This is a genomic window from Janthinobacterium sp. GW822-FHT07A03, assembly GCF_058798815.1.
This window is the reverse complement of record NZ_JBXAKW010000007.1, coordinates 294,596-316,643: the sequence shown is the minus strand read 5'-3', so window position 1 is coordinate 316,643 and position 22,048 is coordinate 294,596. Positions and strand designations below refer to the sequence as shown.

22 protein-coding genes and 1 tRNA gene are annotated in these 22,048 nt (G+C 60.2%); 12 read left to right on the top strand and 11 right to left on the bottom strand.

The features are described 5' to 3' along the window. The first annotated feature begins 61 nt into the window (after positions 1 to 61). The 5 genes from AC1RJW_RS21225 to AC1RJW_RS21205 all read left to right on the top strand — a co-directional run bounded on the left by AC1RJW_RS21225 (position 62) and on the right by AC1RJW_RS21205 (position 5,706). Complete coding sequence (locus tag AC1RJW_RS21225) at positions 62 to 1,435, top strand: cache domain-containing protein (protein WP_493046723.1); 1,374 nt, start codon at positions 62 to 64, stop codon at positions 1,433 to 1,435. 10 nt (positions 1,436 to 1,445) lie between these two features. Further along, positions 1,446 to 2,075, top strand: a complete 630-nt coding sequence (locus AC1RJW_RS21220) for a response regulator transcription factor (protein ID WP_493046722.1) — start codon at positions 1,446 to 1,448, stop codon at positions 2,073 to 2,075. A gap of 266 nt (positions 2,076 to 2,341) precedes the next feature. Continuing rightward, positions 2,342 to 3,466: an EAL and HDOD domain-containing protein gene (locus tag AC1RJW_RS21215; protein ID WP_493046721.1), complete on the top strand. Its 1,125-nt coding sequence runs from the start codon at positions 2,342 to 2,344 to the stop codon at positions 3,464 to 3,466. Between the two features lies 1 nt (position 3,467). After that, positions 3,468 to 5,522, top strand: coding sequence for a putative bifunctional diguanylate cyclase/phosphodiesterase (locus tag AC1RJW_RS21210; protein ID WP_493046720.1), 2,055 nt, complete (start codon positions 3,468 to 3,470; stop codon positions 5,520 to 5,522). Between the two features lie 94 nt (positions 5,523 to 5,616). Continuing rightward, a tRNA-Ser gene (locus AC1RJW_RS21205) sits at positions 5,617 to 5,706 on the top strand. Positions 5,707 to 6,125: 419 nt separating this feature from the next. Here the strand turns inward: AC1RJW_RS21205 and AC1RJW_RS21200 are convergent. The 3 genes from AC1RJW_RS21200 to AC1RJW_RS21190 form a co-directional block, all read right to left on the bottom strand. Next, positions 6,126 to 6,980, bottom strand: coding sequence for a DUF2971 domain-containing protein (locus AC1RJW_RS21200; protein ID WP_493046719.1), 855 nt, complete (start codon positions 6,978 to 6,980; stop codon positions 6,126 to 6,128). Between the two features lie 424 nt (positions 6,981 to 7,404). Then, the gene (locus tag AC1RJW_RS21195) at positions 7,405 to 8,499 is read right to left on the bottom strand and encodes a DUF4062 domain-containing protein (RefSeq protein ID WP_493046718.1); all 1,095 of its coding nucleotides are present in this window, start codon (positions 8,497 to 8,499) and stop codon (positions 7,405 to 7,407) included. Positions 8,500 to 8,779: 280 nt separating this feature from the next. Further along, positions 8,780 to 9,529, bottom strand: coding sequence for a hypothetical protein (locus AC1RJW_RS21190; protein ID WP_493046717.1), 750 nt, complete (start codon positions 9,527 to 9,529; stop codon positions 8,780 to 8,782). A gap of 350 nt (positions 9,530 to 9,879) precedes the next feature. Here AC1RJW_RS21190 and AC1RJW_RS21185 point away from each other — a divergent pair, with 350 nt between their 5' ends. Continuing rightward, complete coding sequence (locus AC1RJW_RS21185; protein WP_493046716.1) at positions 9,880 to 10,152, top strand: DUF4242 domain-containing protein; 273 nt, start codon at positions 9,880 to 9,882, stop codon at positions 10,150 to 10,152. Between the two features lie 690 nt (positions 10,153 to 10,842). Here AC1RJW_RS21185 and AC1RJW_RS21180 read toward each other — a convergent pair. Beyond that, entirely contained in the window at positions 10,843 to 11,589 is a 747-nt protein-coding gene (locus AC1RJW_RS21180; protein ID WP_493046715.1) for a hypothetical protein, read from the bottom strand. Positions 11,590 to 11,851: 262 nt separating this feature from the next. On the opposite strand from AC1RJW_RS21180, the gene AC1RJW_RS21175 reads away from it, so the two are divergent. The 4 genes from AC1RJW_RS21175 (at position 11,852) to AC1RJW_RS21160 (ending at position 13,605) form a co-directional block, all read left to right on the top strand. Then, positions 11,852 to 12,259 (top strand): GNAT family N-acetyltransferase, encoded by a 408-nt coding sequence (locus AC1RJW_RS21175; protein WP_493046714.1) that lies wholly within the window; start codon positions 11,852 to 11,854, stop codon positions 12,257 to 12,259. Between the two features lie 30 nt (positions 12,260 to 12,289). After that, positions 12,290 to 12,754, top strand: a complete 465-nt coding sequence (locus tag AC1RJW_RS21170; protein ID WP_493046713.1) for an immunity protein RhsI2 family protein — start codon at positions 12,290 to 12,292, stop codon at positions 12,752 to 12,754. 99 nt (positions 12,755 to 12,853) lie between these two features. Continuing rightward, on the top strand, positions 12,854 to 13,051 hold the full coding sequence (locus AC1RJW_RS21165; RefSeq protein WP_230517605.1) for a DUF3079 domain-containing protein: 198 nt from the start codon (positions 12,854 to 12,856) through the stop codon (positions 13,049 to 13,051). Between the two features lie 59 nt (positions 13,052 to 13,110). Continuing rightward, entirely contained in the window at positions 13,111 to 13,605 is a 495-nt protein-coding gene (locus AC1RJW_RS21160; protein ID WP_493046712.1) for a prolyl-tRNA synthetase associated domain-containing protein, read from the top strand. 7 nt (positions 13,606 to 13,612) lie between these two features. Here AC1RJW_RS21160 and AC1RJW_RS21155 read toward each other — a convergent pair whose 3' ends face one another. Next, on the bottom strand, positions 13,613 to 14,758 hold the full coding sequence (locus AC1RJW_RS21155; protein ID WP_493046818.1) for an MFS transporter: 1,146 nt from the start codon (positions 14,756 to 14,758) through the stop codon (positions 13,613 to 13,615). Between the two features lie 246 nt (positions 14,759 to 15,004). Here AC1RJW_RS21155 and AC1RJW_RS21150 point away from each other — a divergent pair, with 246 nt between their 5' ends. After that, on the top strand, positions 15,005 to 15,622 hold the full coding sequence (locus AC1RJW_RS21150; RefSeq protein WP_493046711.1) for a TetR/AcrR family transcriptional regulator: 618 nt from the start codon (positions 15,005 to 15,007) through the stop codon (positions 15,620 to 15,622). A gap of 3 nt (positions 15,623 to 15,625) precedes the next feature. On the opposite strand, the gene AC1RJW_RS21145 is transcribed toward AC1RJW_RS21150, so the two are convergent. Continuing rightward, a complete protein-coding gene (locus tag AC1RJW_RS21145; RefSeq protein ID WP_493046710.1) occupies positions 15,626 to 16,096 on the bottom strand; it encodes a GNAT family N-acetyltransferase in 471 nt (156 codons plus the stop codon). Positions 16,097 to 16,139: 43 nt separating this feature from the next. Further along, complete coding sequence (locus AC1RJW_RS21140) at positions 16,140 to 16,922, bottom strand: XAC2610-related protein (RefSeq protein ID WP_493046709.1); 783 nt, start codon at positions 16,920 to 16,922, stop codon at positions 16,140 to 16,142. A 30-nt stretch (positions 16,923 to 16,952) separates the two neighbouring features. On the opposite strand from AC1RJW_RS21140, the gene AC1RJW_RS21135 reads away from it, so the two are divergent. Next, positions 16,953 to 17,609: a tetratricopeptide repeat protein gene (locus AC1RJW_RS21135; RefSeq protein WP_493046708.1), complete on the top strand. Its 657-nt coding sequence runs from the start codon at positions 16,953 to 16,955 to the stop codon at positions 17,607 to 17,609. Here AC1RJW_RS21135 and AC1RJW_RS21130 read toward each other — a convergent pair. The 4 genes from AC1RJW_RS21130 to AC1RJW_RS21115 all read right to left on the bottom strand — a co-directional run bounded on the left by AC1RJW_RS21130 (position 17,596) and on the right by AC1RJW_RS21115 (position 22,036). Next, positions 17,596 to 18,570 carry a ribonuclease Z gene (locus tag AC1RJW_RS21130; protein WP_493046707.1) on the bottom strand — a complete coding sequence of 325 codons (975 nt, stop codon included), beginning with the start codon at positions 18,568 to 18,570 and terminating at the stop codon, positions 17,596 to 17,598. The genes AC1RJW_RS21135 and AC1RJW_RS21130 overlap by 14 nt on opposite strands. 47 nt (positions 18,571 to 18,617) lie before the next feature. Continuing rightward, the gene (locus AC1RJW_RS21125) at positions 18,618 to 20,111 is read right to left on the bottom strand and encodes a metal-dependent hydrolase family protein (RefSeq protein ID WP_493046706.1); all 1,494 of its coding nucleotides are present in this window, start codon (positions 20,109 to 20,111) and stop codon (positions 18,618 to 18,620) included. A 142-nt stretch (positions 20,112 to 20,253) separates the two neighbouring features. Then, positions 20,254 to 21,099 carry a formate dehydrogenase accessory sulfurtransferase FdhD gene (fdhD, locus tag AC1RJW_RS21120; protein WP_493046705.1) on the bottom strand — a complete coding sequence of 282 codons (846 nt, stop codon included), beginning with the start codon at positions 21,097 to 21,099 and terminating at the stop codon, positions 20,254 to 20,256. A 16-nt stretch (positions 21,100 to 21,115) separates the two neighbouring features. Beyond that, positions 21,116 to 22,036: a bestrophin family protein gene (locus AC1RJW_RS21115; RefSeq protein ID WP_493046704.1), complete on the bottom strand. Its 921-nt coding sequence runs from the start codon at positions 22,034 to 22,036 to the stop codon at positions 21,116 to 21,118. Between the last annotated feature and the right edge of the window lie 12 nt (positions 22,037 to 22,048).

Below are 22,048 nucleotides of genomic sequence, written 5' to 3'. Positions count from 1 at the left end.
CCGCGCCGCGACGTAAAATCACGCCTTCCCACCAGCACGGACGCCGCCGGAGCGCCAGGCCATGAAACTCAGACAGAAAGTCATCTTCCTGGCCATCACGCCGCTCATCCTCGCCCTGTGCGCCATCGCATTTGCCGTGCGGCACCAGGCGATTACCCTGGCCGAGCAGCAGCGCGCCACCATCCAGCAAGCGTATCTGGCCAGCAAGGAAGCCGAGCTCAAGCATTACGTGACCCTGGCCAGCCATTCCATCGCTTCCTTATATGGCTCGGGGCGCAAGGATGCCGCTACGCAAGAGGAGGCCAAGCGCATCCTGTCCGCCCTCAGCTATGGCGACGATGGCTATTTCTTTATCTACGATTTGCAGGGCAAGTCGCTGATGCATCCGCGCCAGCCCGAGCTGGTGGGGCAGAATCTGTGGGAGTTGCGCGACGCCGAGGGCAACCTGACCATCCAGCGCCTGATGCAGCGGGCGAAGAGTGGCGGCGGTTTCGAACGCTACAACTGGATCAAGCCGTCGACCAACAAGTCCGCGCCCAAGCTCGGCTATGTGATCCTGATGCCGGAATGGGGCTGGATGATGGGGACCGGCATCTACATGGACGACGTGGACCAGGCGCTGGCCAAGGTCGACGCCCAGCAGTCGCGCAATATCCGCTCGACCATGGAACTGATCGCCGCCATCGCCATCCTCGGCTCCCTGCTGGTGGCCGCCTGCGGGCTGGTGCTGAACTTGCGCGAATTGCGCGTGGCCGATGCCAAGCTGAAAGTGCTGGCGCAGCGCGTGGTCGAATCGCAGGAGGAAGAGCGGGCGCGGCTGTCGCGCGACTTGCATGACGGCATCAGCCAGTGGCTGGTGTCGATCAAGCTGCAGATCGAGGCGGGCATCGCGCGCCTGGCCGGCAACGCCGAACAGAAAGACAAGGCGCCGGCCACGTTCGAGCGGGCCGCCGAGCAGCTGAACAAGGTGCTGGGCGAGGTACGGCGCATCTCGCACAATCTGCGCCCGGCCATCCTCGACGACCTGGGCCTGGCCGCCGCGCTCGACCACCTGGTGCATGAATTCAATGACAGCAGCAGCGCGCAAGCCAGTTTCACGGCCAGCCCGGCCGCGGCGGGCGAGGGCTTGCCCGACATGGTGAATACCGTGCTGTTCCGCATCGCCCAGGAAGCGCTGACCAATTGCGAGCGCCATGCCCATGCCCGCGGCGTGGAAGTGAGCCTGCGCGAGACGGGCAAGGCGGTGGAATTGCGCATCGGCGACAATGGCGGCGGCTTCGACTTCGACGGCATCGCCCTGCACCCGCAGCGCGGCATCGGCCTGCGCAACATGACGGAACGCATGGAAGCCATCGGCGGCAGCCTGCACATCACGTCCTCGCCGGCCGGCACCGTGGTGCTGGCGCGGCTCGCCCTTCCATCCACACACTTATAGATACGCAACCATGACCGAGAAGATCAACATCCTGCTGGTGGACGACCACCCCCTCGTGCGCGACGGCTTGCGCGCGCGCCTGGAAGCGGTCGCGCATTTCGACGTGGTGGCCGAGGCGGGCGGCGCCGACGAAGCGTTGAATCAGGCGCGCTCGCACCAGGTGGACCTCGTGTTGATGGATATCAATATGCGCGGCACGAATGGCATCGAAGCGACGGCGCTGTTCAAGCAGGCGTTTCCGCAGATTGCCGTGCTGATCCTGTCCATGCACGACAAGCTCGAGTATGTGTCGCAAGCCATCGCCGCCGGCGCGCGCGGCTATGTGCTCAAAGATGCTCCAGGGAAAGATATTGTGTTTGCCATCGAGACGGTGATGTCCGGCGGCATTTATTACAGCGCGGCGCTGGCGCGGCAACTGTCGCGGCCGCAAGTCCACGATTCCTTCCTCACCACGCGCGAACAGCAGGTGCTGCAGCACATCGCGGCGGGCCAGGCGAACAAGCAGATCGCCCGCGCGCTGGACCTGAGCGTGCGCACGGTGGAGACGCACCGGCTGAACATCAAGCGCAAGCTCGGCATCGAAGGGCAGGCCGAACTGATCAAATACGCGGTCGAGCACGCGCATGGCGGCGGCGCCTGAGAAGGCGCGCGCGGCGCCGCGCTTTTATTAAACCCGCATGACAGGCGGGTCTCGCGGGGGAATGTTCTTTTTGAACATTTATTGCCAAAATTAAACTGTTTCGTGGGTGAGATTCGGATAGAATGATTCTCGCTGTCGAAATGGCATCCCTGTCGGGCCAGGGTTGCCAATGCTGGTCAGTTTATTTACTATGGCGCCCTACCCACACTGAGATACCGATGTCAGCGTCTGAATCAAACCTGTTTCCGTTGGTGGGATTACAAGCAGTGGCCAATGCTCATAACGAGTGGGTCGCTGTCACCCTGCATGTACCGCAAGCCTCGACGGCACCGCTGCTGGCGGCGCTGGCCGCCGCCGATGCGTATGCCTTCCTGGCGCCGCTCGACTGCATCATTCCCCTGGCCGACCCGCATGGCGTGGACGAGACCGTGCTGGCGCAACTGGCGCCGCAACGCACCATCTTCCGTTTGCCGGCCCATCTTGCCGGCGACAAAGGGCTGCAGAAAAAATGCCGGCAATGGCGCGACGCCGGCTACCGCATCCTGCTCGATGGCGCCGGGGCCGGTCCCGTGACGGCGGCGCAGGTCGACGCGCGCGCGCTGAGCTTTGACGCAGCCGGCGCCCGCCCGGCCCTGCATCAACTGCTGCCCTTGCCGGGGCCGCACCTGGCCTACAACATCGCCGACGCGGGACATATTGCCCAATTGCAAGAACTCGGCGTGAGCTGGTTTGCCGGCGATTACGCCCTGCATCATGCGCGCCAGCAAAGCGAGCCGGAAGACGCCACGTCGCGCCGGCGCGTGCTGGCGCTGCTGGGCTTGCTGGCCCGCGATGCCGACGCGCACGAGCTGGAAGTGCCGCTCAAGCAAGATCCATCGCTCAGCTATCATCTATTAAAACTGGTCAATTCCGCCGCCTTCGGTTTCACGGCGCCGATTGCCAGCTTCAGCCAGGCCATCACCCTGCTGGGCCGGCGCCAGCTGCAGCGCTGGCTGCAACTGTTGCTGTATGCGCGCCAGCAAGATGACGGCAAGATCCACGCGCTGCTGCCGCTGGCGGCCGTGCGCGCGGCGCAGATGGAAGCGCTGTGCCAGCTGCGCGGCGGCGACCGCGATGCGCAGGATCTGGCCTTCATGACGGGCGTGTTTTCCCTGCTCGACGTCTTGCTGGGCATGCCGATGGAGGAGATCATCGCGACCCTGAACCTGGCGCCCGAAGTGAGCGCCGCCTTGCTTGAACGCAATGGCGAGCTGGGCACCTTGCTGGCGCTGGTCGAAAGCGCCACGCCGCCGCCCGAAGGCTTGCGCCGTGCCGGCATCGATGGAGAAACCTATTGGCGCAGCCTGCTGCAGGCTTACCAGTGGGCCATCCAGGTCAGCCGGAACCTCTAGCATGACCCTGCTGCCGTTGTCGGATTACCTCGGTGACAGCGCCGCCCTGTGCGACGCCGTCGTGCGTTTGCGCGGCTCCGCGCTGGTGGCCGAGCTGGGCCGTATCGCCAGCGCCGTGATGGCCAGCCCGCATGGCCAGTTCCTGCCCGCGGCCAGCGCCGCGGCCGCCACGTCAGCTGCGCCGTCCGCGCCGTTTCCCCGCGATACGCCCGCTTTGCTGCAGGAAATCAGTTTTGATGGCCATTGTTTCGGCCATTACAGCGTGGCCGGCCGCCCTGTGTATAACGATGCCGACCGCCGCCACCTGGCCAGCCTGGCTTCGCTGACGGCTGGCGTGCTGCAGGTGCATTCGCTGGCGCAACGGTCGACCCATGCCTACGCGCAAGTGGAAGCCTTGCTGGCGCAACAGACGCAAATCCTCGACCAGCTGCACGAATCCGTGCTGACGATGGACTTGACGGGCTACATCACCAGCTGGAACAAGGGCGCCGAACGCCTGTTCGGCTACACCTCGGTGGAAGCCGTGGGGCGCAACATCCTGTTCCTGTACGACGACGAAGACACGGGTTTCCACGACGCCTTCCTGGAGCAGGGCGGGCGCCTGATGGAGGTGCGCCGCCGAAAGAAGTCGGGCGAGATCTTCTGGGCCAGCCTGTCCTTGTCGCCGCTGCAAGACCTGGATGGCAAGCCTATCGGACTCATCGCCTACCTGACGGACATCACGGAGCGCAAGCTGGCCGAGGAGCGGCTGCACCACCTGGCGTATTACGATCCGCTGACCAGCCTGCCCAACCGCACCCTGCTGGCCAAGCTGGTCGACCAGGCCCTCAGCGTGGCGCAGCGCAGCAAGATGCTCGGCTGCGTGCTGTTCATCGACCTGAACCGCTTTAAGCTGATCAACGACACCCTGGGCCGGCGCATCGGCGACGAACTGCTGCGGCAAGTGTCCTTGCGTTTCCGCCAGGCATTGCGCGACCAGGACCTGGTGGCGCGCCTGGGCGGCGACGAGTTCGCCGTCGGCCTGTTCGACATCGGCCAGCATTTCGAGGCCAGCATGGTGTCGCAAAAGCTGCTGGCCTCGCTGGTGGAACCGTTCCTGATCGAAGGCCACGACCTGCGCGTGGGCGCCAGCATCGGCATCAGCGTGTATCCGCAGGACGGGCAGGATGCGGAAACCCTGCTGCGCCTGGCCGACATCGCCATGTACCGCGCCAAGCAGGACAGCGGCGGCGAAGCGGAAAGCGTGGCCTTCTACAGCCAGGACATGAACCTGGGCATGCAGGCACGCATGCGCCTGGAAACGGGCTTGCGCCAGGCATTGTCTGAACAGCAACTATTGCTGCACTACCAGCCAAAATACGCGCTGGGCAGCGGCCGCATCATCGGCGCCGAAGCGCTGGTGCGCTGGCACCACCCGCAGCACGGCATGATCCCGCCCGCCGAATTCATCCCCCTGGCCGAATCGACGGGCCTGGTGGTGCAAGTGGGCGAATGGGTCTTGGAAGCGGCCTGCGCCCAGGCACAGGCGTGGAAACTGGCGGGCCTGCCGCCCATCCGCCTGGCCGTCAACGTTTCCGCGCGCGAATTCACGGCAGCCTTGCCCGCCAGGGTGGCGGCGACCCTGGCGCGCTACGGCCTGGAAGCGGCCTGGCTGGAACTGGAAATCACGGAAAGCACCCTGATGCACAACATCGAGAGGGTGATCGGCATCATGGACCGCATCACGGCGCTGGGCGTGGCCCTGTCGCTGGACGACTTCGGCACCGGCTACTCCAGCTTGTCCTACCTCAAGCGCTTCCCCATCGACACCCTGAAAATCGACAGGTCCTTCACCACCGGCATCCCCACCGACGCCAGCGACTGCGCCATCGCCAGCACCATCATCAGCATCGCCCAGCAGTTGCACCATAAAGTGATCGCGGAAGGCGTGGAAACGGCCGAGCAGCTGGCCTTCCTGAAGAGTTCCGGCTGCGACGAAGTACAAGGCTACCTGTTCTCGCGCCCCTTGCCGGCGGTGGAGTTCGAGACGGCGCTGCGGCAAAACTGGGGCCTGTAGCGCATCTGCCCCAGCCCTTGCCGTTGGGGGAGTAAGGCCACGGCAGTACTAGCCATTGGTAAGCCAGTGACCTTTATGTATAATGCTGCCATCTGGAAGCGTGGCCGAGTGGTTGAAGGCACTAGTCTTGAAAACTAGCGACGGGTTAAACTGTTCGTGAGTTCGAATCTCACCGCTTCCGCCAGGAAATAAAGAAACCGCCTTCGGGCGGTTTTTTATTGCCTGGCGGAAGCGAGCAGGGCGCCTTCGCGCCCTGCGTGTGAGATTCGAAGGGCTGGGCCTACCGGCCCAGCCCGCCCCGAATCCTCCAACCGCTGCCGCTGCGCGGCAGCCCCGCGCGCCGAGGGCGCGCGTTCGTGGTTCTAATCAGCTTTTCGACTGAGCCAGCTTTCATAGCACCCAACGCATAAGTCCGTGTCCGAATAGCGGACCTGACCCTCGTGCCCCGAATCACTCTCCCACCACCGTTGCTCAGGGTAGTATGCAGAGGGGAACCTGCCGCCTAATGTCAGGGCGTGAATCGAGTCATTTCAAGGGAGCCTTGTCACGCTCTGACAATGCCACTTTGTAAGCAATGCCGAAATAGTTAAATAACCGGGCCAGTTAAGTGTTGTAGGAGTCAAACAGATATTCACAGTTTTCAAGCAGAGGTGACTCGATCACTTTGCTGGGGGATACGCCATATTTTTTTGCAATTGCATGGATGCTTTTTCGCATTGATATGGACGCAAAGGGCGAGATAACCAAACTGTCTATAAGTTTCATCGCATCAATGTCAAGTGAAACAGACATTGGGGACGCGGCGGTTGGGTTTTTAGGATCAAAGTTACCTGTTATGAATAGGCGTACCTCATTTTCATGTGAGTACGCAATCCGTTTATTCATCCCGATCAGCATGCCATCTTCAGAAACGCAATCAGAAGGCTTTAGCTTGTCATTTGAAAAGTCTAGATATTTAATGGCACCCATATGTACTACGTGAGATTGTTTGTTCATTTGAAGTGCTGTTCTTATAGAGCTAACAGTAGTACGTATTGCAACCCCGCTATGTGAGTAAAGTCGCCACATGGCCTCGGACTCGTGTTGGTTTCGGTGCCAGCAGTTAACCATAAGGCACTTGGCAATCTTCTTAAACGCATCACCAATGTCCCTTTGAATCTGGCCACCATTCGCCCGAAGGTGCGAAATCTGATCTGGTGCTGTATTCGGACCGATGCGTTTTTCCAAATCATCTATGGCCATCAAGTGTTGCCGCTGGTAATTTGAGGACAAGCCAGCTATAGCATTCATTGCAATCTTAGGTAGGTAACCTTCAAAGGGGTCAGTGTCTTTATAAGTCTCAAGGGGAGAGAAATGAAGCGACTGGGAGTCAAGTGTGTTGATCAACCCCTCCAGAGGGACGTATCGCCAAAGTACGTCATCATCCGAAAGACTTCTGCCAACTTTAAGGTCTGCCATAGCTGTCCCATATAGTGAAATTTAAATTGATGTTCATATTACCTGTAGAGCGGTAGCCACCATAGAATAAGCCAAGTTAGTCAATAAAAGACGGAGTGGCACATTTAATTTTTCTGAGAGTTGGCAAGGCGAAAAAAAGGCCATCCAAAAACAGTTGGAAAATACGAAAATTGGCTACAAGCCGAAACCTATAACCATTTCATATACCTACTTATTCTGTGGGGTGACTGATGGGGCGAACCCACGACAACAGGAATCACAACCCTAGCGTTGAGCAATAATTTATAATTTAAAATTAAAGACTTGATAATTTTATCTTCCAACGATGAATTAATTTATCTCACCAGCCTATGTGGCCTGCAGACTTGCAGTTGGAAAATTTTTTAATTTTTAGGCAGAAGAGAGGCTATCTCGCTCCGCTCTCTTATACGTTCTTTTTTCTAAGAGTTCTGCTCGGCATCGGCACTTTAGCAACAGGTACTTTGGCTGAATGTTCGGATGCTGAGGCCTGAGGCGTTGGGCTGACCTCCGTAAGTTGTGACTCTGTTTTTGGTTCCAGATCTAGCGGCTTCTCTAGTTCTGACAAGCTCAGTCGGGCTAGGAACAGCTTGCCTTTGGCCGTAACAGAGCAGCGTTGGTAAACCACTCCAGCGACTTTTTGGTAGTCAACTAAGTTTAAGGTGGCGAGTAGAGGGCCTACGGAAAAGTAGAGGACCTTGTTCATTCTAGTCATCCCCGATGCGTTTGTAATCCCAGTCACAAAACTGTTTCGGTAAACGTTGAACATGTCGAGAGCAGTGGTTTCTACATCCTTGTCTTCCCCGTCGACAGTAATAGTAACAGTGAGTTTTTCTGCTTCCAGTATCAGCAGACTGTCATCAAAGTCGCTTTGCACCCCGCTTTTCTTTTCAACCTGTTTTTCCAACTGTGTTACTTTTGCCCGAAGCGTAGTGTTCTCGTTTGAAAGTTTTTTTACTTCGTCTACTAATGGTTGAGTATTTACAATTTGATCTCCTCGAACCCAACCAATGAGGTCCTTGTTGTTTGAGAGGTCAGGCAGGCTTTCAAAAACCGCCAAACGGATATCTTTTGGTTCATCAAAGAACGATGAAATGTTTGACAATACTTTTTTTCTAAATTCACGCAGGAGAATTCCGTGGTCTCGTTCCATCACCTCAGCGCCCTTATCTTTCAATTTTTTATTCAGGCCATCTTCGGTGATAACAACGGCAAACAGCGGCTTCCCCAGTTCCAGGGCGTAATCGTATTCAAGTTCCGTATATGAACGTCCAGATTCGGATTCGATGGACCCATACCGCCCACCTAGGATTAACATGTATGCATCGGATTGCTCAATCCAGCTCCTAATAGTCAGCAATTGTGATCGGTCACCAGCGCTGAATAGTTCCATCCCTGCCGGGATATGCCCAGCTTTAAGTACGGCAGCCACGGCCGCTTGCCGTTCCTCTATGAGATCAGTGAAAGTGCTTGAGATGAATACCTGTAGTTTTTTTGACATATATTTGTGTTAAGTAATTGCGATATGTTAATCTACTCCACATTGTCTGCTGGATCAAGAATTGCGCGTATTTCTACCCACGATGGGGCCAGGCCGGCCCATCGGGCCTAGATTCGGGGCTGCCTGAGCGGCAAGGTTACTCGGTAGCGCCAGCCTTCTTTATTTTCCTGCGATCATAGTGCTTGTGTGTGGTGCCTGGGTCCGCATGGGCGGCAAAGTCGTATGCGTCGGCGTTACGCTGTTGGAACTTGGTCGTGATAGTGGATGCGTGCTCATGGGGTTAACGGTCGATCAAGGAACCCAGCATGGCGTGCGCTTGCAGGTCGCTCCGGGCCGCCGTCTCTTCCTCGCCGCTTAAAATCCAGTGCGTCCTGCCGCCTTGCGTATTACTGCTGCCATATGCCTGCATCGCCTTGCGCAATGCCTGTTGACGCTCCGGCGGTAGCGCGTCGAGTCTGGACTGGCTGAAAATATTGATGGGATACACGTCACGTATATGCTCATACTGCAGCCCGTTGCGCTTGATGGCGCCCCAGTTATTGCCAGGATCGGAACTGGCTGGTACATACGGATGGGCTTCATCGATTATCCGATAGCCGCCTGCGTAACCCGTACCATAGCCCAGCGTTTCGCTGTAGCCGTACACATAATCGCAATGATCGAGCAAGCCAGATATGCCCTCTGCGCATTGAAACAGCTGTACCAGCGACAGTTTGCTGGCGTTGATAGCCAGCATCAGCGAAGAGCTATTTGAATACAGGGCGAGAACGTCGCAGTTCGCCCACTCGTCTATATCGTCGGGTGGTACGACCCGAGGCGAATACAGGCTGATGCTGTCGGCATCAGGTGCGAACAGGGTTTTCTCGTAGTTTTTCTGCGAAAACTTGACGACCTTGCCGGTCTTGCTGCCGTAGCGATCGACGCGCTCGCCCACCTGCTCAAACCAAGCAAACAGTTGCGCGCTGGCGGCGGCAGGAATAAATGGGCTATTCTTTTTGAATTCACCCACCAGGAAATGAAATTGCTCCATGTGTCACCATAGTTAATGTTCTGCGCGCATGATGCCATGCGCGTGGCCATGCGGCTAGCGTGCGCGAGAGTATGCGGCTGCGCGCCATTTCAGCCTACATTTGATTTTCATGGCCAAATCGCATTGGTGTAGGTATATAAAGACTTTTCAGCTTTTCGCCGAACCAGCTCTCACAGCACACCACACATCAGCCCGTGTCTGAATAGCAGACCAGACTCCGGTACATTTCATGGCAATTCCAATAACACCAACCCACCTGCATGGTATATAACGAATACATGTCACGGCATGTGTGACGCACGGAACCGGCGAGTGTCGTGCTCGCCCGGAAACTTCATAAGGAGACGGCTATGCCAAAGTACGTTATTGAGCGTGATATTCCCGGGGCTGGGAAGTTGTCTGAGCAAGAACTTCAAGCCATTTCGCAGAAGTCCTGCGGTGTCTTAAACAAGATGGGGCCACAAATTCAGTGGCTGCAAAGCTATGTTACTGGCGATAAAATCTATTGTGTTTACATCGCTGCAAATGAAGCGCAAGTTCGCGAACATGCCCAGCAAGGTGGCTTCCCTGCAAACCGCGTGTCGGAAGTCATCTCGGTCATTGACCCGACTACGGCAGAGTAGTGCCGCCGCCAATGTACTTGAGTCTCGTCCATGGCGGAGCTTGACTCGGGTAGGGGGCTTGACTCTTGCGCGTTTCGGAAGAGGGGGACTGAGCGGCATGGGGTGGAAGTCGCCATCAGTCCGCGTCATCAGCGTATCGGCCGCATCGAACTTCTGACGCGTCTGCCCAGGCTCGCCTAAAGTCTGCGCTGCCTGGGACCTTACTACAATGCAGTCTTTTTGCGACTCTCAGGAGTTTGCCGGAATAGTTGCGGCGCGTTGTGGCCTCTTGTCGACCGGCACAAACACTTCCCATTTATGTTGTATCGTCGGCTTTACAGTCCTGGCGCAACTCACAGCAACATTCGGTCCAGACAGGCCATGGCTCTTCGGCACCCATGTCACATGCAAAGGTAGCGCGCATTTCGCCACCAGAATCTTCCGGTTCGGCTCCAATACCTGCCACCGTGTGCCGTTTTTGGCATTTTCTGCTGCCATGAACTTGACTGCGGCCTCCCTGATCTCAAACAAGCCATGTATGTCACCGCGGGTTCTATCCTCGTCAAGCGTGGCAGCGATTGCCGAGGCGATACCAGCGACTAGAAAAAGAGAGCCGGCAAGGGCGGCGCACCCGCGTTGATTCCATCGTAACGGTAGCTGCATATTTACACCCCTTGCCAAGTCTGTTTGATATCCTCCGCCATCACAAGATCAAGCCGCTTCATCGCGCCTGAACACGAATTGTTGACGGCTGATGCCTTGCGTGACGAAGTCCGCATCGGGCGGGATTGTTTCCCAGAAAAAAACATGTTTAAAAATGGGGATTTTGTTGAATTTTTTCGAACGAAATATCCATCTGTTTTTCGTGAAATCGCTGTAACGGTCGCCCTTGAACTGTTTATGTACAGTTGTAAAAGGAAGCAACTTTTCCGCAATATCCGGGAAAGAATAATCTGGGTGGTTGTCCTTGAATTTCTCAAAAATCGCAAATTGATCTCTGCAGATAACTTGAATGGCCGTTTCTGGCATGCGATAGCGCGGGGACCACAGGACGTTCCAGCCTGATTCGATTTCATTTATGAAATTAACCAGGCGCGGCGTCATGATATAGGCGTCCGATTCGATATGGATGATTTTATCCACGCCTAATTCATTGGCCACATTAACCGAGTGCAGAAAACTGCGCCACCAGCCCGGGTAGTCAGCCCCGCTTTGTCGTCCCAGATTGTTGTCGAAGCGAATGATGAGGTTTTTATCGCCATTTTCAGCCAGCGCAGCGCTATGGGAAACAGTCTTGATAATGTCGGCAGGCGGAAGAAATGGCGATCCATCGTCAATCATTATCTTCTTTACTGCATTAATTGGAATGTTTTCGTAGTAATCGAGCCATCGTTGATACCGGCTTTCCCATGATGGTGCATCTTTTATAAAGCTGGTGCAGAATATAATGGCTTTCATTTGCTAAACACATTCCTTGTGTCTGAAAAATACAGGTTATTCACGGATCATTAAAATTTTCAACTATTTTAACAGATTGGAGGTGCTTTAATCACTGAACGGGCATGCCGGCGATGTGGCCGCTGGCAGCATGGCGCCTCTGACGCGCACTCCTGGCGCCCCGTCACCGATGCTGTATCGTCCACATGCCTCGATCGTCGCTGGTTATACTAGCTGCATGGCAGAGGTTTCCCATGCGCCATCTCCTTACCCTCGTGAACCAATGAAAAACACCACTGTCGAATATCGTCATAACTTTCCTCTTGATCCGCTGGACGTTGTTCGCGTCTTCGATCAGTCCGGTATCAAGCGGCCCACCAGCAACCTCCCGCGAATCGCGCGAATGTTTGCCGCGCCTTGCCTGGTGCTGTCGGCATGGGTGGATGGCCAGCTGGTGGGGCTGGCCCGGTCGCTGACCGACCATGCGTATTGCTGTTATCTCTCGGATCTGGCGGTAGACAAGCAATACCAGGGCCTGGGTATCGGCAAAGCGCTTGTCCAGCGCACCCGGGCCGTCATCGGCGACGAAGTGTCCCTGATATTGCTTTCTGCTCCCGATGCCATGTCCTACTATCCGACGCTTGGTTTTGAACCTGCCGCCAATGCTTTTATCATTCGGCGCAAACACTGAGTGAGCGCTTCCAGGAGCGCTTGTGCCCTTATGAGACCCGTCTACACCCTCGCCGAAGCCCTGGCACAAGACCCCGCTCGCGTGGCCAAGACTCAGGCTCTTAGCCTCGACAGCTCCAGGCCCCACATGGGCCTGAAAGGCAGGCACGGCCTGTTCGCCTCCGACGAGTGGTGGGAAAGCATCAAAGCCGGCCGTCTCCAGACGCAAACGTTGACGGGCTGCATCGAGCGCACGTATTTCGCGGGCCAGGATAGCCGGCGCGGCGATCAAGTCAACAGCTTCACTTTGCGCCTGGCCGATGGCTCGACAGTCAATGAGAGCATCTATACGCACCGCAAGCAGGACATCAAGCTGTTCGTGCCCGGCGCCACGGTGACGATGGTGTATGCGCTGGACGAACTCAAGGCACAGCCAGCCGCCGATGGCGGCGTCAATGTGGCGCGGACCGTGCTGGAAGTGTACTGCGTCTTGCCGCCACACCAGCCATCTGCATAGAATTGATCCCGGACAAATTCCTCGCCGAAATTCGTTTGACCGTCCCCCGCGCCAGGTCTAGAGTCGTCAAAGACACCTCAACCGACCCATCGCCCTCCCATGGCCAAGCCCTTTCCCTTGAACCCCAAGAACCCCGAACGCATCTGCTGGGGCTGCGACAAGTATTGTCCGCCGGACGCCATGCGCTGCGGCAATGGTTCCGAGCGCACGCAGCATCCGGTCGAGCTGTTTGGCGAAGGCTGGAATGACTGGGGGCTGGCGGCGGCCGATAAAGAAGAGGCGGAGAAAAAACCTTAGCGGTGATAGCGCCCCGATCCGCTACAATTTCCTATCGCATTCGCGCTGAGGAAATACCCATGCAAGAAACCCTGTCCCGCTGGCTGGCAAGCAGCGCCGGCGATTACGCCTTGGTCGAACACCCGGCCGTCCACACCATCGATGAAGCACGGATGCACGTGCCGGCCATGCCCGGCCTGATGGTGAAGAACCTGTTCGTGCGCGATGAAAAGGGCCGGCGGCATTTGCTCGTCATCGTGCCTTTCGACAAGCGCATCGACCTGGCGGCGCTGGGGCGGTTATTGCCGGCCAGTAAGCTGAGCATGGCCTCGCCCGAGCGCCTGCTGCAGCATCTGGGCATCACGCCCGGCTCCGTCAGCCTGTTTGCGCTGATCCATGACGGCGCGCAGGCGGTGGAGCTGGTGCTGGACCAGGCCGTGTGGGATGCTGAGCATATACAAGCGCACCCGCTGCGCAATACGGCCACGGTGGCACTGTCGCATGCCACCCTGGTCCGTTTCCTCGCGCATACGGGACACGTGCCCCGCATCGTGACGGTGCCGGCAACGCCATAAGACAATCTCAATGCCCGGCCACGGGCGCGCCGCCGCTGCGCCGTCCCGGCCGGAAGCCGTGTGCGCGGGCCGACCAGGCGACCACGAACGCCAGCAGCAGCAAGCTGACCATGGCCCACGGGAAAGCGTCCGCGCCCCAGGTTTCCAGCAGGGCGCCGCCCACCACGCCCGCGGCCGCAATCGCGCCATTCCACGCCACCACGTTCATCGACAAGGCCACGTCTGCGCCGCTGCCGGCCGTGTCGGCCAGTGCCGTTTGCAACAGCGTTGCCGCGCCGCCAAAGCTCAGGCCCCAGACGGCCATGCCGACATAGATGACGGCAGGAATGTGCGACGCGACGCCCAGCACCAGGGCCGTGGCGGCGAAGGTCGCCAGGCTGGCCAGCACGGTGGCGCGCAAGTGGCGCTCGACCAGCTTGCCCGTGATCCAGATGCCGGCCATGGCCGCCGCGCCGAAGACGAGCAGCACCAGGTCGATGCGCGCCGTCAGTCCGGCCGGCGCCACGAACGGGGCGATGTAGGTGTAGAGAATATTGTGCGCCAGCATCCAGGCGATGACGACGGCCAGCACGGGACGCACACCCGGCGTCGTGAAGACGCGGCGCAGCGGCATGCGCTCATGCGCGTGCTGGCCCGGGTAGTCCGGCACCTTGGCCAGCACCCACCCGATCAGGACCAACGTCAGGGCGGAAATGATCCAGAAGGCGGCGCGCCAGCCGACCAATGAACCGAGCAAGGTGCCCAGCGGCACGCCCAGGGACAGGGCGACGGGCGCGCCCACCATGGCCAGCGCCAGGGCGCGGCCTTGCTGGTGGGGAGCCACCATGCGCCGCGCGTAACCGGCCAGCAAGCTCCACGCCAGCCCGGCCGCCATGCCGGCAAAGAAGCGGGCTGCCAGGGTCAGCCAGTAGTGCGACGACAGGGCCGTGACGGTATTGAACACGAGAAAGCCGATGATGGTCAGCAGCAGCACGTTGCGGCGGCGCCAGCCGCGCGTGGCGATGGTCAGCGGTATGGCCGCCAGCAGGGAGCCGAGCGCGTAGGCCGTGACCATTTGCCCGGCCAGCGCGGCGCTGATGCCGAGCCCCGCGCTGATCTGCGGCAGCAAGCCGGCGGGCAAGGTTTCCGTGACGATGCAGATAAAACCCGTCATGGCCAGGGCTAATAAACCCGAAACGGGGAGGCGGTTGGCCAGCGCCGGGCTGGCTCCGGTGGTGAGTGTGGCGTGATTCACGGCAAACATCCTTGTAAAGAGATCAGGCGCAGGAGTGCCCCTGGCCGTCGTGGCGGTACATATGTATCGATCGGTATAAATATAGGCGATGGCGCGCCGCGTTGTCAATGACTTCTGTATCGAGTAGTATGTAAGTGGTGGTGCGTAGACGAGAAGGAGCGATGGATGGCGCAAATGGGACGGCCGCGTACGTTCGACCGGCAGGCAGCCGTCGAGCAGGCCATGTTTTTATTCTGGCAGCAAGGGTATGAATCGACGTCCTTGAGCCAGCTCAAGGCGAGCCTGGGCGGCGGCATTTCCGCGCCCAGCTTTTATGCGGCGTTCGGCTCGAAGGAAGCGCTGTTCCGCGAGGCGGCGCAATGCTATCTGGACACCTTTGCGCGCGTGACGGAGTGTTTGTGGGATGACGGCCTGGCGCCGCGCGAAGCCATCGAACTGGCCTTGCGCCAGTCGGCCCGCATGCAGTCCGAGCCGGGCCACCCGCCCGGCTGCATGGTGGCGCTTGGCTGCATGAGCGCGCCGACGGCCGAACACGCGGCCGTGGCCGCGCCGCTGACGGCTTCGCGCGCACGCACGCGGGCCGGCTTCGTGCATTGCGTCGAGCGGGGCAGGGACAGTGGCGAATTGCCGGCTGGTACGGATGCTGCGGCGCTGGCGGCCGTGTTCGACAGCTTTTTATCGGGCGTGGCGATCCAGGCCCGCGACGGCGTTGGCTACGCCGTGTTTGACGCTGCCATCACGCAGATCCTGCGCGTGTGGGATGCCAGCCGCGTGCCTGGCTAGGCGCTAGGCCGTCCAGCGAAACTCCAGCACGTCGTCGCCATACTTGTCCGTCTCGCCCGTCGCGGTCCAGCCCAGGTAGCGGTAGAAGCCGTACGAGCGCGAAGCGGGGTCGCTGGAGCAGCCGAGGAACAGCCGCTGGTGGCCCTGCGCGCGCAGTTCCGTCATCACCAGTTCCAGCAAGGTCTTGCCGATACCCAGGCCTTCAAATTCCGGCAGCAGCGCCAGGACGATGATTTCGCCCGTGTCGCGCTCGCCAAAGCAGTAGCCGACCAGCTGGCCGTCGTGATGGCAGACCTGGCCGGGCAGGCTGCCCGAGCGCATCATCCCGGCCCAGGTGTCGGCCGTGATGCCCACTTCCGCCAGGCGTTCGCGTGAAACGGCATTTTGCCGCGTCTTGCCGCGCAAGGCGATAAAGGCCGGGGTGTCTTCCGCCTGGGCGGGATGGAAAGTAATCGATGCGGGATGTGTCGTCATGTGTGCGTGAATTGTTGTGAATTGTTGAATGGTAGTGAAGGATTTACTCCCAGGATTTGCGCATGGTTTGCGCGTGGCGCTGCCAGTCATAGGCTTTGGTATGTTCGATGGCTTGCTGGCCGGGATTGGCGCTATCGATGATTTCATCCTTGACGATGACCAGGTCGTTTTTATCGTTCAATCCATATTCCCGGTAGCGCTCGCAATCCTGTGCGCGCCGGGCGACGGTGATTAACTTGTCAGTCCGCCACTTATAGCTGTCTTCATAAAAGCATTGCGCCGCGCAGCCGCAATTGGCGATGCCGCCTTCGATTCTTTGCTCGGCGATGTTGATATCGAGATTTGGAATCGCGGATAAGGCTTTGTTGAAACTGTATTGTTTTGCTTGCGCATCCCACAGCCACACATCGGAACAGCGGATGCGTCCCTGGCTATCCGTATAACCGGTGACCCACAGGTCGGCATGACCGTCGAAATTCATGTCGGCCAGCAGCGCGTGCAAATTGCCCGTGCCGCTGCTGCTGCAACTGCCATTGAGCCACTGCTTGCCGGTTTTCAGCCGGTAGGTCTGTTTTTCATCGTGATTGACATAGCGGATATCGGCCGCTTGCCGCACTGTTCCTGTCGCGGCTTTGTCCAGGTGCAAGGTGCCGCCATAAGCCGACGTGGCAATCAGGGATAAAAGCAGAACAATCAATTTCATGGCGTTATTCTTCGGGCACAATGCCCCGATTGCATCAGGTGGAGAATGATCATAACGCATGATTTGGGCAATGCGCCACACGGTTTCTATTGTGCATTCTGTGCGGAACAGTGCTGTGTACAATGCCAGAAAATCCCCGCATAAGGAATGCTGATGACATCTTCTCCCGAATCTTTGAATGAAGCGGGCATTCTCGCTTATAACGACGGCAATCATGCCGAGGCCTTTAAACAATTCGACGCCGCGGCGCGCACCGGCGATCCGGCCGGCCAGCATTTATTGGCCAGCCTGTATTACCAGGGCCATGGCGTGACGCAAGACGTGCCGAAAGCGGTGGAATTGTTCACGGCGGCAGCGCAAGCGGGCTTTCCGCCGTCGCTGGCCAACCTGGCCCTGATGTATGCGAGCGGCGATGGCGTCGCGCAAGACATGGCGCAATCGCTGGCCTACGGACGCCAGGCGGCCGAGGCGGGCGATGGCCAGTCGCAATTCAATCTGGCGCAGGCTTACCGCAAGGGTATTGATGTACCGCAAGACTACGCCGAGGCGGCATTCTGGTACAAGCAGGCGGCCGAGGCCGGTTCCCTGTCGGCGCAGAACGAGTACGGCTTGCTGTACGCGCAAGGGCAGGGCGTCGAGCTCGATTACGTGCAGGCGTATGCATGGATCGCCATGCCGGCCGAGGCGGGCAGCACGCAATCGATCAAGAACCGCGACCAGTTGCTGGAAATCCTCACGCCCTCACAGCAGCAGGCGGCGCGCGCGCTGGCGGCCGAGTATGCGGCGCAGTACGGCGTCAATCCCCACTAGACTTCCCCGGCAGCTTGCCGAGCACGCCCGCCGCATCGAGTTCATAGCTGTCGAAATCGCGCGCCAGGAACAGTTCGCCCGAGTAATGCAACCGCGCTTCCGCTTCCAGCTCGGCCATGCCTTCCGCATTGTGATAGCGGGCGCTGAAGTGGGTGAGGATCAGGTTCGGCAAGCGCACGGCTTCGGCGAACTGCGCTACGCGCTGCACCGAGCTGTGCGTGGGGCCGGGCCCCACTTTCTGCAGCATGGCTTCCGTGTAGGTGGCTTCATGCACGAGCAATTGCGCATCGGCACAGGCGTCCGTCAGCAAGGACGGCGTGTCGTTGTCGCCGCCGATCACCACGGTGGCGCGCTGCGTTTCCGTCTGGCGGAACGCGGTGGCGTGCAAGACCGTGCCATCGTCGAGCAGCGCATCCTGACCCGCCTGCAATGAACCCCAGGCGGGGCCGGGCGGCACGCCCGCCGCCTGCAGGGCGACCTTGTCCAGCTTCCACCTGCTCGTTTCCAGCGTAAAACGGTAGGCCACGCTCGGTGCGCGGTGCGACAGCGCGTGGCGCGAGATGGTCAGGCCCGCTGCTGCATGCACGACTGGCGCGCTGTCCACGTCGATGTGGATCAGCGGATACGTCAAAAACAGTTCCGTGTGCAGCAGGGTGGCGTCGATCCAGGCCTTGATGGCGGCCGGGGCGATCAGCAGCAAGGGCTTCTTGCGCCCCGTCATCGAGGCGCTGGCGAGCAGGCCCGGCAGGCCATAGCTGTGGTCGCCATGCACGTGGGTGATGCAGATGCCCACCAGGTCGTGCACGGACAGGGGAATGCGCTGCAAGCGGTGCTGCGTGGCTTCGCCGCAATCGATCATCCACCAGTCGCGGTTGTGCGTGGTTTGCAGGGCCAGCGAGGTGACGTTGCGGTGGCGCGTGGGCACGCCGGAAGACGTGCCGAGAAAAGTCAGTTTGAACATGCCCGCATTATGCGGCAAGCCTTGCCCGCTTGCCAACGCCGGTAGCCTCAGCCTGCCAGTGGCGCGCGCAATTTGTCCTTGTAGATGCGCCCGTTCTTCATGATCAGGAACAAGCTTTCCTCGGGATGCGCGAGGAAATCGAGGTTCTTCGCGGGGTCGCCGTCGGCCACCAGCAAGTCGGCCAGGGCGCCTGCCGCCAGCTTGCCCAGGGCGCCCGGGTAGGGCGCGCGCTGGCCGGACAGGGCCAGCAATTCGCCATTCTGCCCCGTCGCCTGCGCCAGCAGGGTCAGGGGATCGTAAAAGCGCGTGAGCTTGGCCAGCTGGCGGCCCTGGGTCGGCGTGTTTTTTGCGTTGAACAGGATATCCGTGCCCCAGCCCGTTTTGATGCCGTACTTTTGCGCCAGCGCATACGCCTTCACCGTGCCTTCCGATACGATGGCCTGGCTGGCCTTGCGCGCCGCGTCGGGATACACGTTTGCATCCGCGTCTTGCAGGAAAGGTTGCAGGCTCCACCACGTGCCCGTGTCGCGCATCATGCGGGCGGATTCGTCATCGGCCAGCTGGCCGTGCTCGATGCTGCGCACGCCTGCGCGGATGGAACGCTGGATGCCTTTCGGCGTGTAGACGTGGGTCATCACATACGTGCCCCAGTCGGCAGCCGCTTCCACGCCGGCGCGCAGTTCGCGTTCCGAGTACTGCGTGCTGTCGAGCGGATCGTACATGGACGCGACGCCGCCGCCGGCCATCATCTTGATCTGCGTCGCGCCCAGCATCAGCTGCTCGCGCACGCGGCGCAGCACTTCCGCCTCGCCATCGGCGATCATGGCCATGCCCGCCGTTTCCGCCATGCCCAGCGGCGCGTTGGCCGCGCGGGGAATCTCCGAGCGCAAACGGAAGTCGCCATGGCCCGAGGTTTGCGAAATCATGGCGCCGGACGGGAAGATGCGCGGGCCGTCGATGATGCCTTCATCGATGGCGCGTTGTAATGCAAACGCGGGGCCGCCGGGATCGCGCACGGACGTGAACCCCCGCAGCAGGGTGCGCCGCGCTTCCTGCGCCGCCACCAGGTACAGATAGCCGACATCGGACGTCATGGCCGTCACCTGGTTGATGGCGGCCAGCATGGTGTGCCAGTGGGCGTCGATCAGGCCCGGCATGACCAGCTTGCCCTGGCAATCGATCACTTGCGCGCCCTCGACTTTCTCGCCGGCCGGCAGCAGGGCAGTGATGGTCGCCCCCGTCACCAGCACGTGGATGCCTGCGCGGGGCGCCTTGCCCGTGCCGTCGAACAGGCGCAGATTGGTCAGCAACAGGGGGCGTTCGGATGCTTGCGGCTGCTGGGCGATGGCATTGCTGGTGGACAAGCCGATGAAGGGCGCCAGCATGGCGGCCGTGCCGCCGAGAAATTGCCGGCGCCGCATGTCCGCCATCACGCGCTGGTGCAGGATGGTGAAGACGGTGCCGCCGCAGTCGCAGGCGCGCGGTTTCAAGCCGCCCGTCTGCCAGGTGTCCGCCAGATGCTGCTCGTGTGCCAGGGCCATCGCGCCATCCTTTCATCGCTGCCGCGCCAGGAGCGTGGCAGCAGGCAAAGTTAATGATTAGAAACTAATGCCATTGAAAGCCGCCAGCGGGGGCAAGTCAAGCGTGCACTTGCTTTACGGAAAAAAATGTAGCATCGGCTGTTCACGGTGCATGCTGGCCGCTATTTTCCCCGTCGCCGGCCGTGTAGTCGACAAAGCCGTCGCGGCGGCAAAAGCTGGCCAGCTGCATGCCGGCCTGGCGCGCGATGCGGATGGCCAGCGAGGTGGGCGCCGAGATGGTGGCGACGAGCCCGATATGCATGCGCGCCGACTTGCGCACCAGTTCATAGCTGGCGCGGCTCGACAGGAAGACAAAGCCGTCGTGCATGGCGATGCGGTGCAGCGCCAGATAGCCGATCAGTTTATCGAGGCCGTTATGCCGGCCCACATCCTCGAACACTTTCACGATGGCGCCCTCGGCCGTGCACCAGGCGGCCGCATGCACGCCGCCCGTCTTGTGCATCAACTCCTGGTAGGGCAGCAGTTCGCGCGCGGCCCGGCCGAGGATGGCGCTGCTGGCGACCAGCGGCGGCAGCGGCCGCGTGATTTTTTCCGGCACCAGGTCCAGCAGGGCCAGGCTTTCGATGCCGCACACGCCGCAGCCCGTGCGCCCCGTCAGCGCGCGGCGGCGGGCCTTGAGCTTGATCAAATCGGGCTGCGCGATGGTCAGCCGCACTTCCGCGCTGTCTTCGCCGCAGCACACGTCGAGGTCGTAGATGTCGCGCACGCTGCCGACGATGCCTTCGGTCAAGGTGAAACCGACGGCGAATTCCTCGAGGTCGCGCGGCGTGGCCATCATCACGGCGTGGGCGATGCCGTTGTAGACGAGGGCCACGGGATACTCCTCGGCCACCATGTCGCGGCCCGCCGTGGCCGTACCTGCCTGGTGGCGCACCATGGGGACGTCCAGGTAACCGTCGCGTTCGATGGTGGTGATGTCGTATTCCATGCTGTATGTCCTCCAGTTAATCGATCTGATAGCGGGGGCAGGGCCGTATCGAGGGCGGCAGCGGGTCGCCGTTCAATTCCAGCAGCGAGCGTTCCGTTTCCCGCGTCATGGCGTTCAGGGCCAGGCAGTTGGGGGCCAGGCCGAACGGTTCGGCGATCTGCTGCGCGATGGCTTCCAGCGCGAACAGGGTGTAGGCAACGAAGACGGAAATGAGGGGCGTGGCCACGCCGATGGCGTCCACCAGGCCCAGCGGCAGTAAAAAACAGTACATGTAGACGGTGCGGTGCACCAGCACGCCATACGGATACGGAATCGGTGTGTTCTTGATGCGCTCGCAGCCGGCCACGGTGGCGGCCAGGTCGTTGAGCTGGGTGTCGAGCATCCACAGCAGCTGCGTCTGGCCCGGCTGGCGCTGCACGGCCTCGTGCAGCATGGCGCGCACCGTGTGCAGCACGGCGACGGGCTTGAAGTTGACTCCCTGCAATTGCTGCACTTCCGTGGCCGGCAGGTAGCGCGCCAGGTCTTCCTGCGGGTCCGTCTGGCGCAGCTGGTGCTTGAGCGCATACACGAAGGCGATCAGGCGGCGCAGCAGCAACTGGTGGTCCAGGCCGCTCGTCTGCTGCGGCAGATACGTGAGCGCCTGCGAAGTCAGGGCCCGCGCGGCGATCAGCAATTGCCCCCAGATATGCCGCGCCTCGACGAAGCGCGCATAGCTGGCGTTGTTGCGAAAGCCGAGGAAGATCGCCAGGCTGATGCCGACCATGGGAAACGGCGCCGTATCGAGCGGAATCTTGACGCCGAAGATGCGGCCGTCCGTCAGCAAGGCCAGCGAACTGACGACCAGCATCAGCAGCAATTGCGGGATGATGGCTTGCAGCACCGAGCCGTTCCAGACGAACAGCATGCGGAACCAGTTGGTGGTAGGCCGAATGATCATGATCTGATGCCG

Bases quoted from the DNA above. Each gene is read 5' to 3' on its own strand.
- AC1RJW_RS21170 (WP_493046713.1), top strand. From the start codon at position 12,290: ATGAGACCCGTCTACACCCTCGCCGAAGCCCTGGCACAAGACCCCGCT.
- AC1RJW_RS21160 (WP_493046712.1), top strand. From the start codon at position 13,111: ATGCAAGAAACCCTGTCCCGCTGGCTGGCAAGCAGCGCCGGCGATTAC.
- AC1RJW_RS21220 (WP_493046722.1), top strand. From the start codon at position 1,446: ATGACCGAGAAGATCAACATCCTGCTGGTGGACGACCACCCCCTCGTG.
- AC1RJW_RS21150 (WP_493046711.1), top strand. From the start codon at position 15,005: ATGGCGCAAATGGGACGGCCGCGTACGTTCGACCGGCAGGCAGCCGTC.
- AC1RJW_RS21210 (WP_493046720.1), top strand. From the start codon at position 3,468: ATGACCCTGCTGCCGTTGTCGGATTACCTCGGTGACAGCGCCGCCCTG.
- AC1RJW_RS21130 (WP_493046707.1), bottom strand. From the start codon at position 18,570: ATGTTCAAACTGACTTTTCTCGGCACGTCTTCCGGCGTGCCCACGCGC.
- AC1RJW_RS21200 (WP_493046719.1), bottom strand. From the start codon at position 6,980: ATGGCAGACCTTAAAGTTGGCAGAAGTCTTTCGGATGATGACGTACTT.
- AC1RJW_RS21185 (WP_493046716.1), top strand. From the start codon at position 9,880: ATGCCAAAGTACGTTATTGAGCGTGATATTCCCGGGGCTGGGAAGTTG.
- AC1RJW_RS21180 (WP_493046715.1), bottom strand. From the start codon at position 11,589: ATGAAAGCCATTATATTCTGCACCAGCTTTATAAAAGATGCACCATCA.
- AC1RJW_RS21125 (WP_493046706.1), bottom strand. From the start codon at position 20,111: ATGGCCCTGGCACACGAGCAGCATCTGGCGGACACCTGGCAGACGGGC.
- AC1RJW_RS21190 (WP_493046717.1), bottom strand. From the start codon at position 9,529: ATGGAGCAATTTCATTTCCTGGTGGGTGAATTCAAAAAGAATAGCCCA.
- AC1RJW_RS21165 (WP_230517605.1), top strand. From the start codon at position 12,854: ATGGCCAAGCCCTTTCCCTTGAACCCCAAGAACCCCGAACGCATCTGC.
- AC1RJW_RS21135 (WP_493046708.1), top strand. From the start codon at position 16,953: ATGACATCTTCTCCCGAATCTTTGAATGAAGCGGGCATTCTCGCTTAT.
- AC1RJW_RS21225 (WP_493046723.1), top strand. From the start codon at position 62: ATGAAACTCAGACAGAAAGTCATCTTCCTGGCCATCACGCCGCTCATC.
- AC1RJW_RS21175 (WP_493046714.1), top strand. From the start codon at position 11,852: ATGAAAAACACCACTGTCGAATATCGTCATAACTTTCCTCTTGATCCG.
- AC1RJW_RS21155 (WP_493046818.1), bottom strand. From the start codon at position 14,758: ATGACGGGTTTTATCTGCATCGTCACGGAAACCTTGCCCGCCGGCTTG.
- AC1RJW_RS21115 (WP_493046704.1), bottom strand. From the start codon at position 22,036: ATGATCATTCGGCCTACCACCAACTGGTTCCGCATGCTGTTCGTCTGG.
- AC1RJW_RS21195 (WP_493046718.1), bottom strand. From the start codon at position 8,499: ATGTCAAAAAAACTACAGGTATTCATCTCAAGCACTTTCACTGATCTC.
- fdhD (WP_493046705.1), bottom strand. From the start codon at position 21,099: ATGGAATACGACATCACCACCATCGAACGCGACGGTTACCTGGACGTC.
- AC1RJW_RS21145 (WP_493046710.1), bottom strand. From the start codon at position 16,096: ATGACGACACATCCCGCATCGATTACTTTCCATCCCGCCCAGGCGGAA.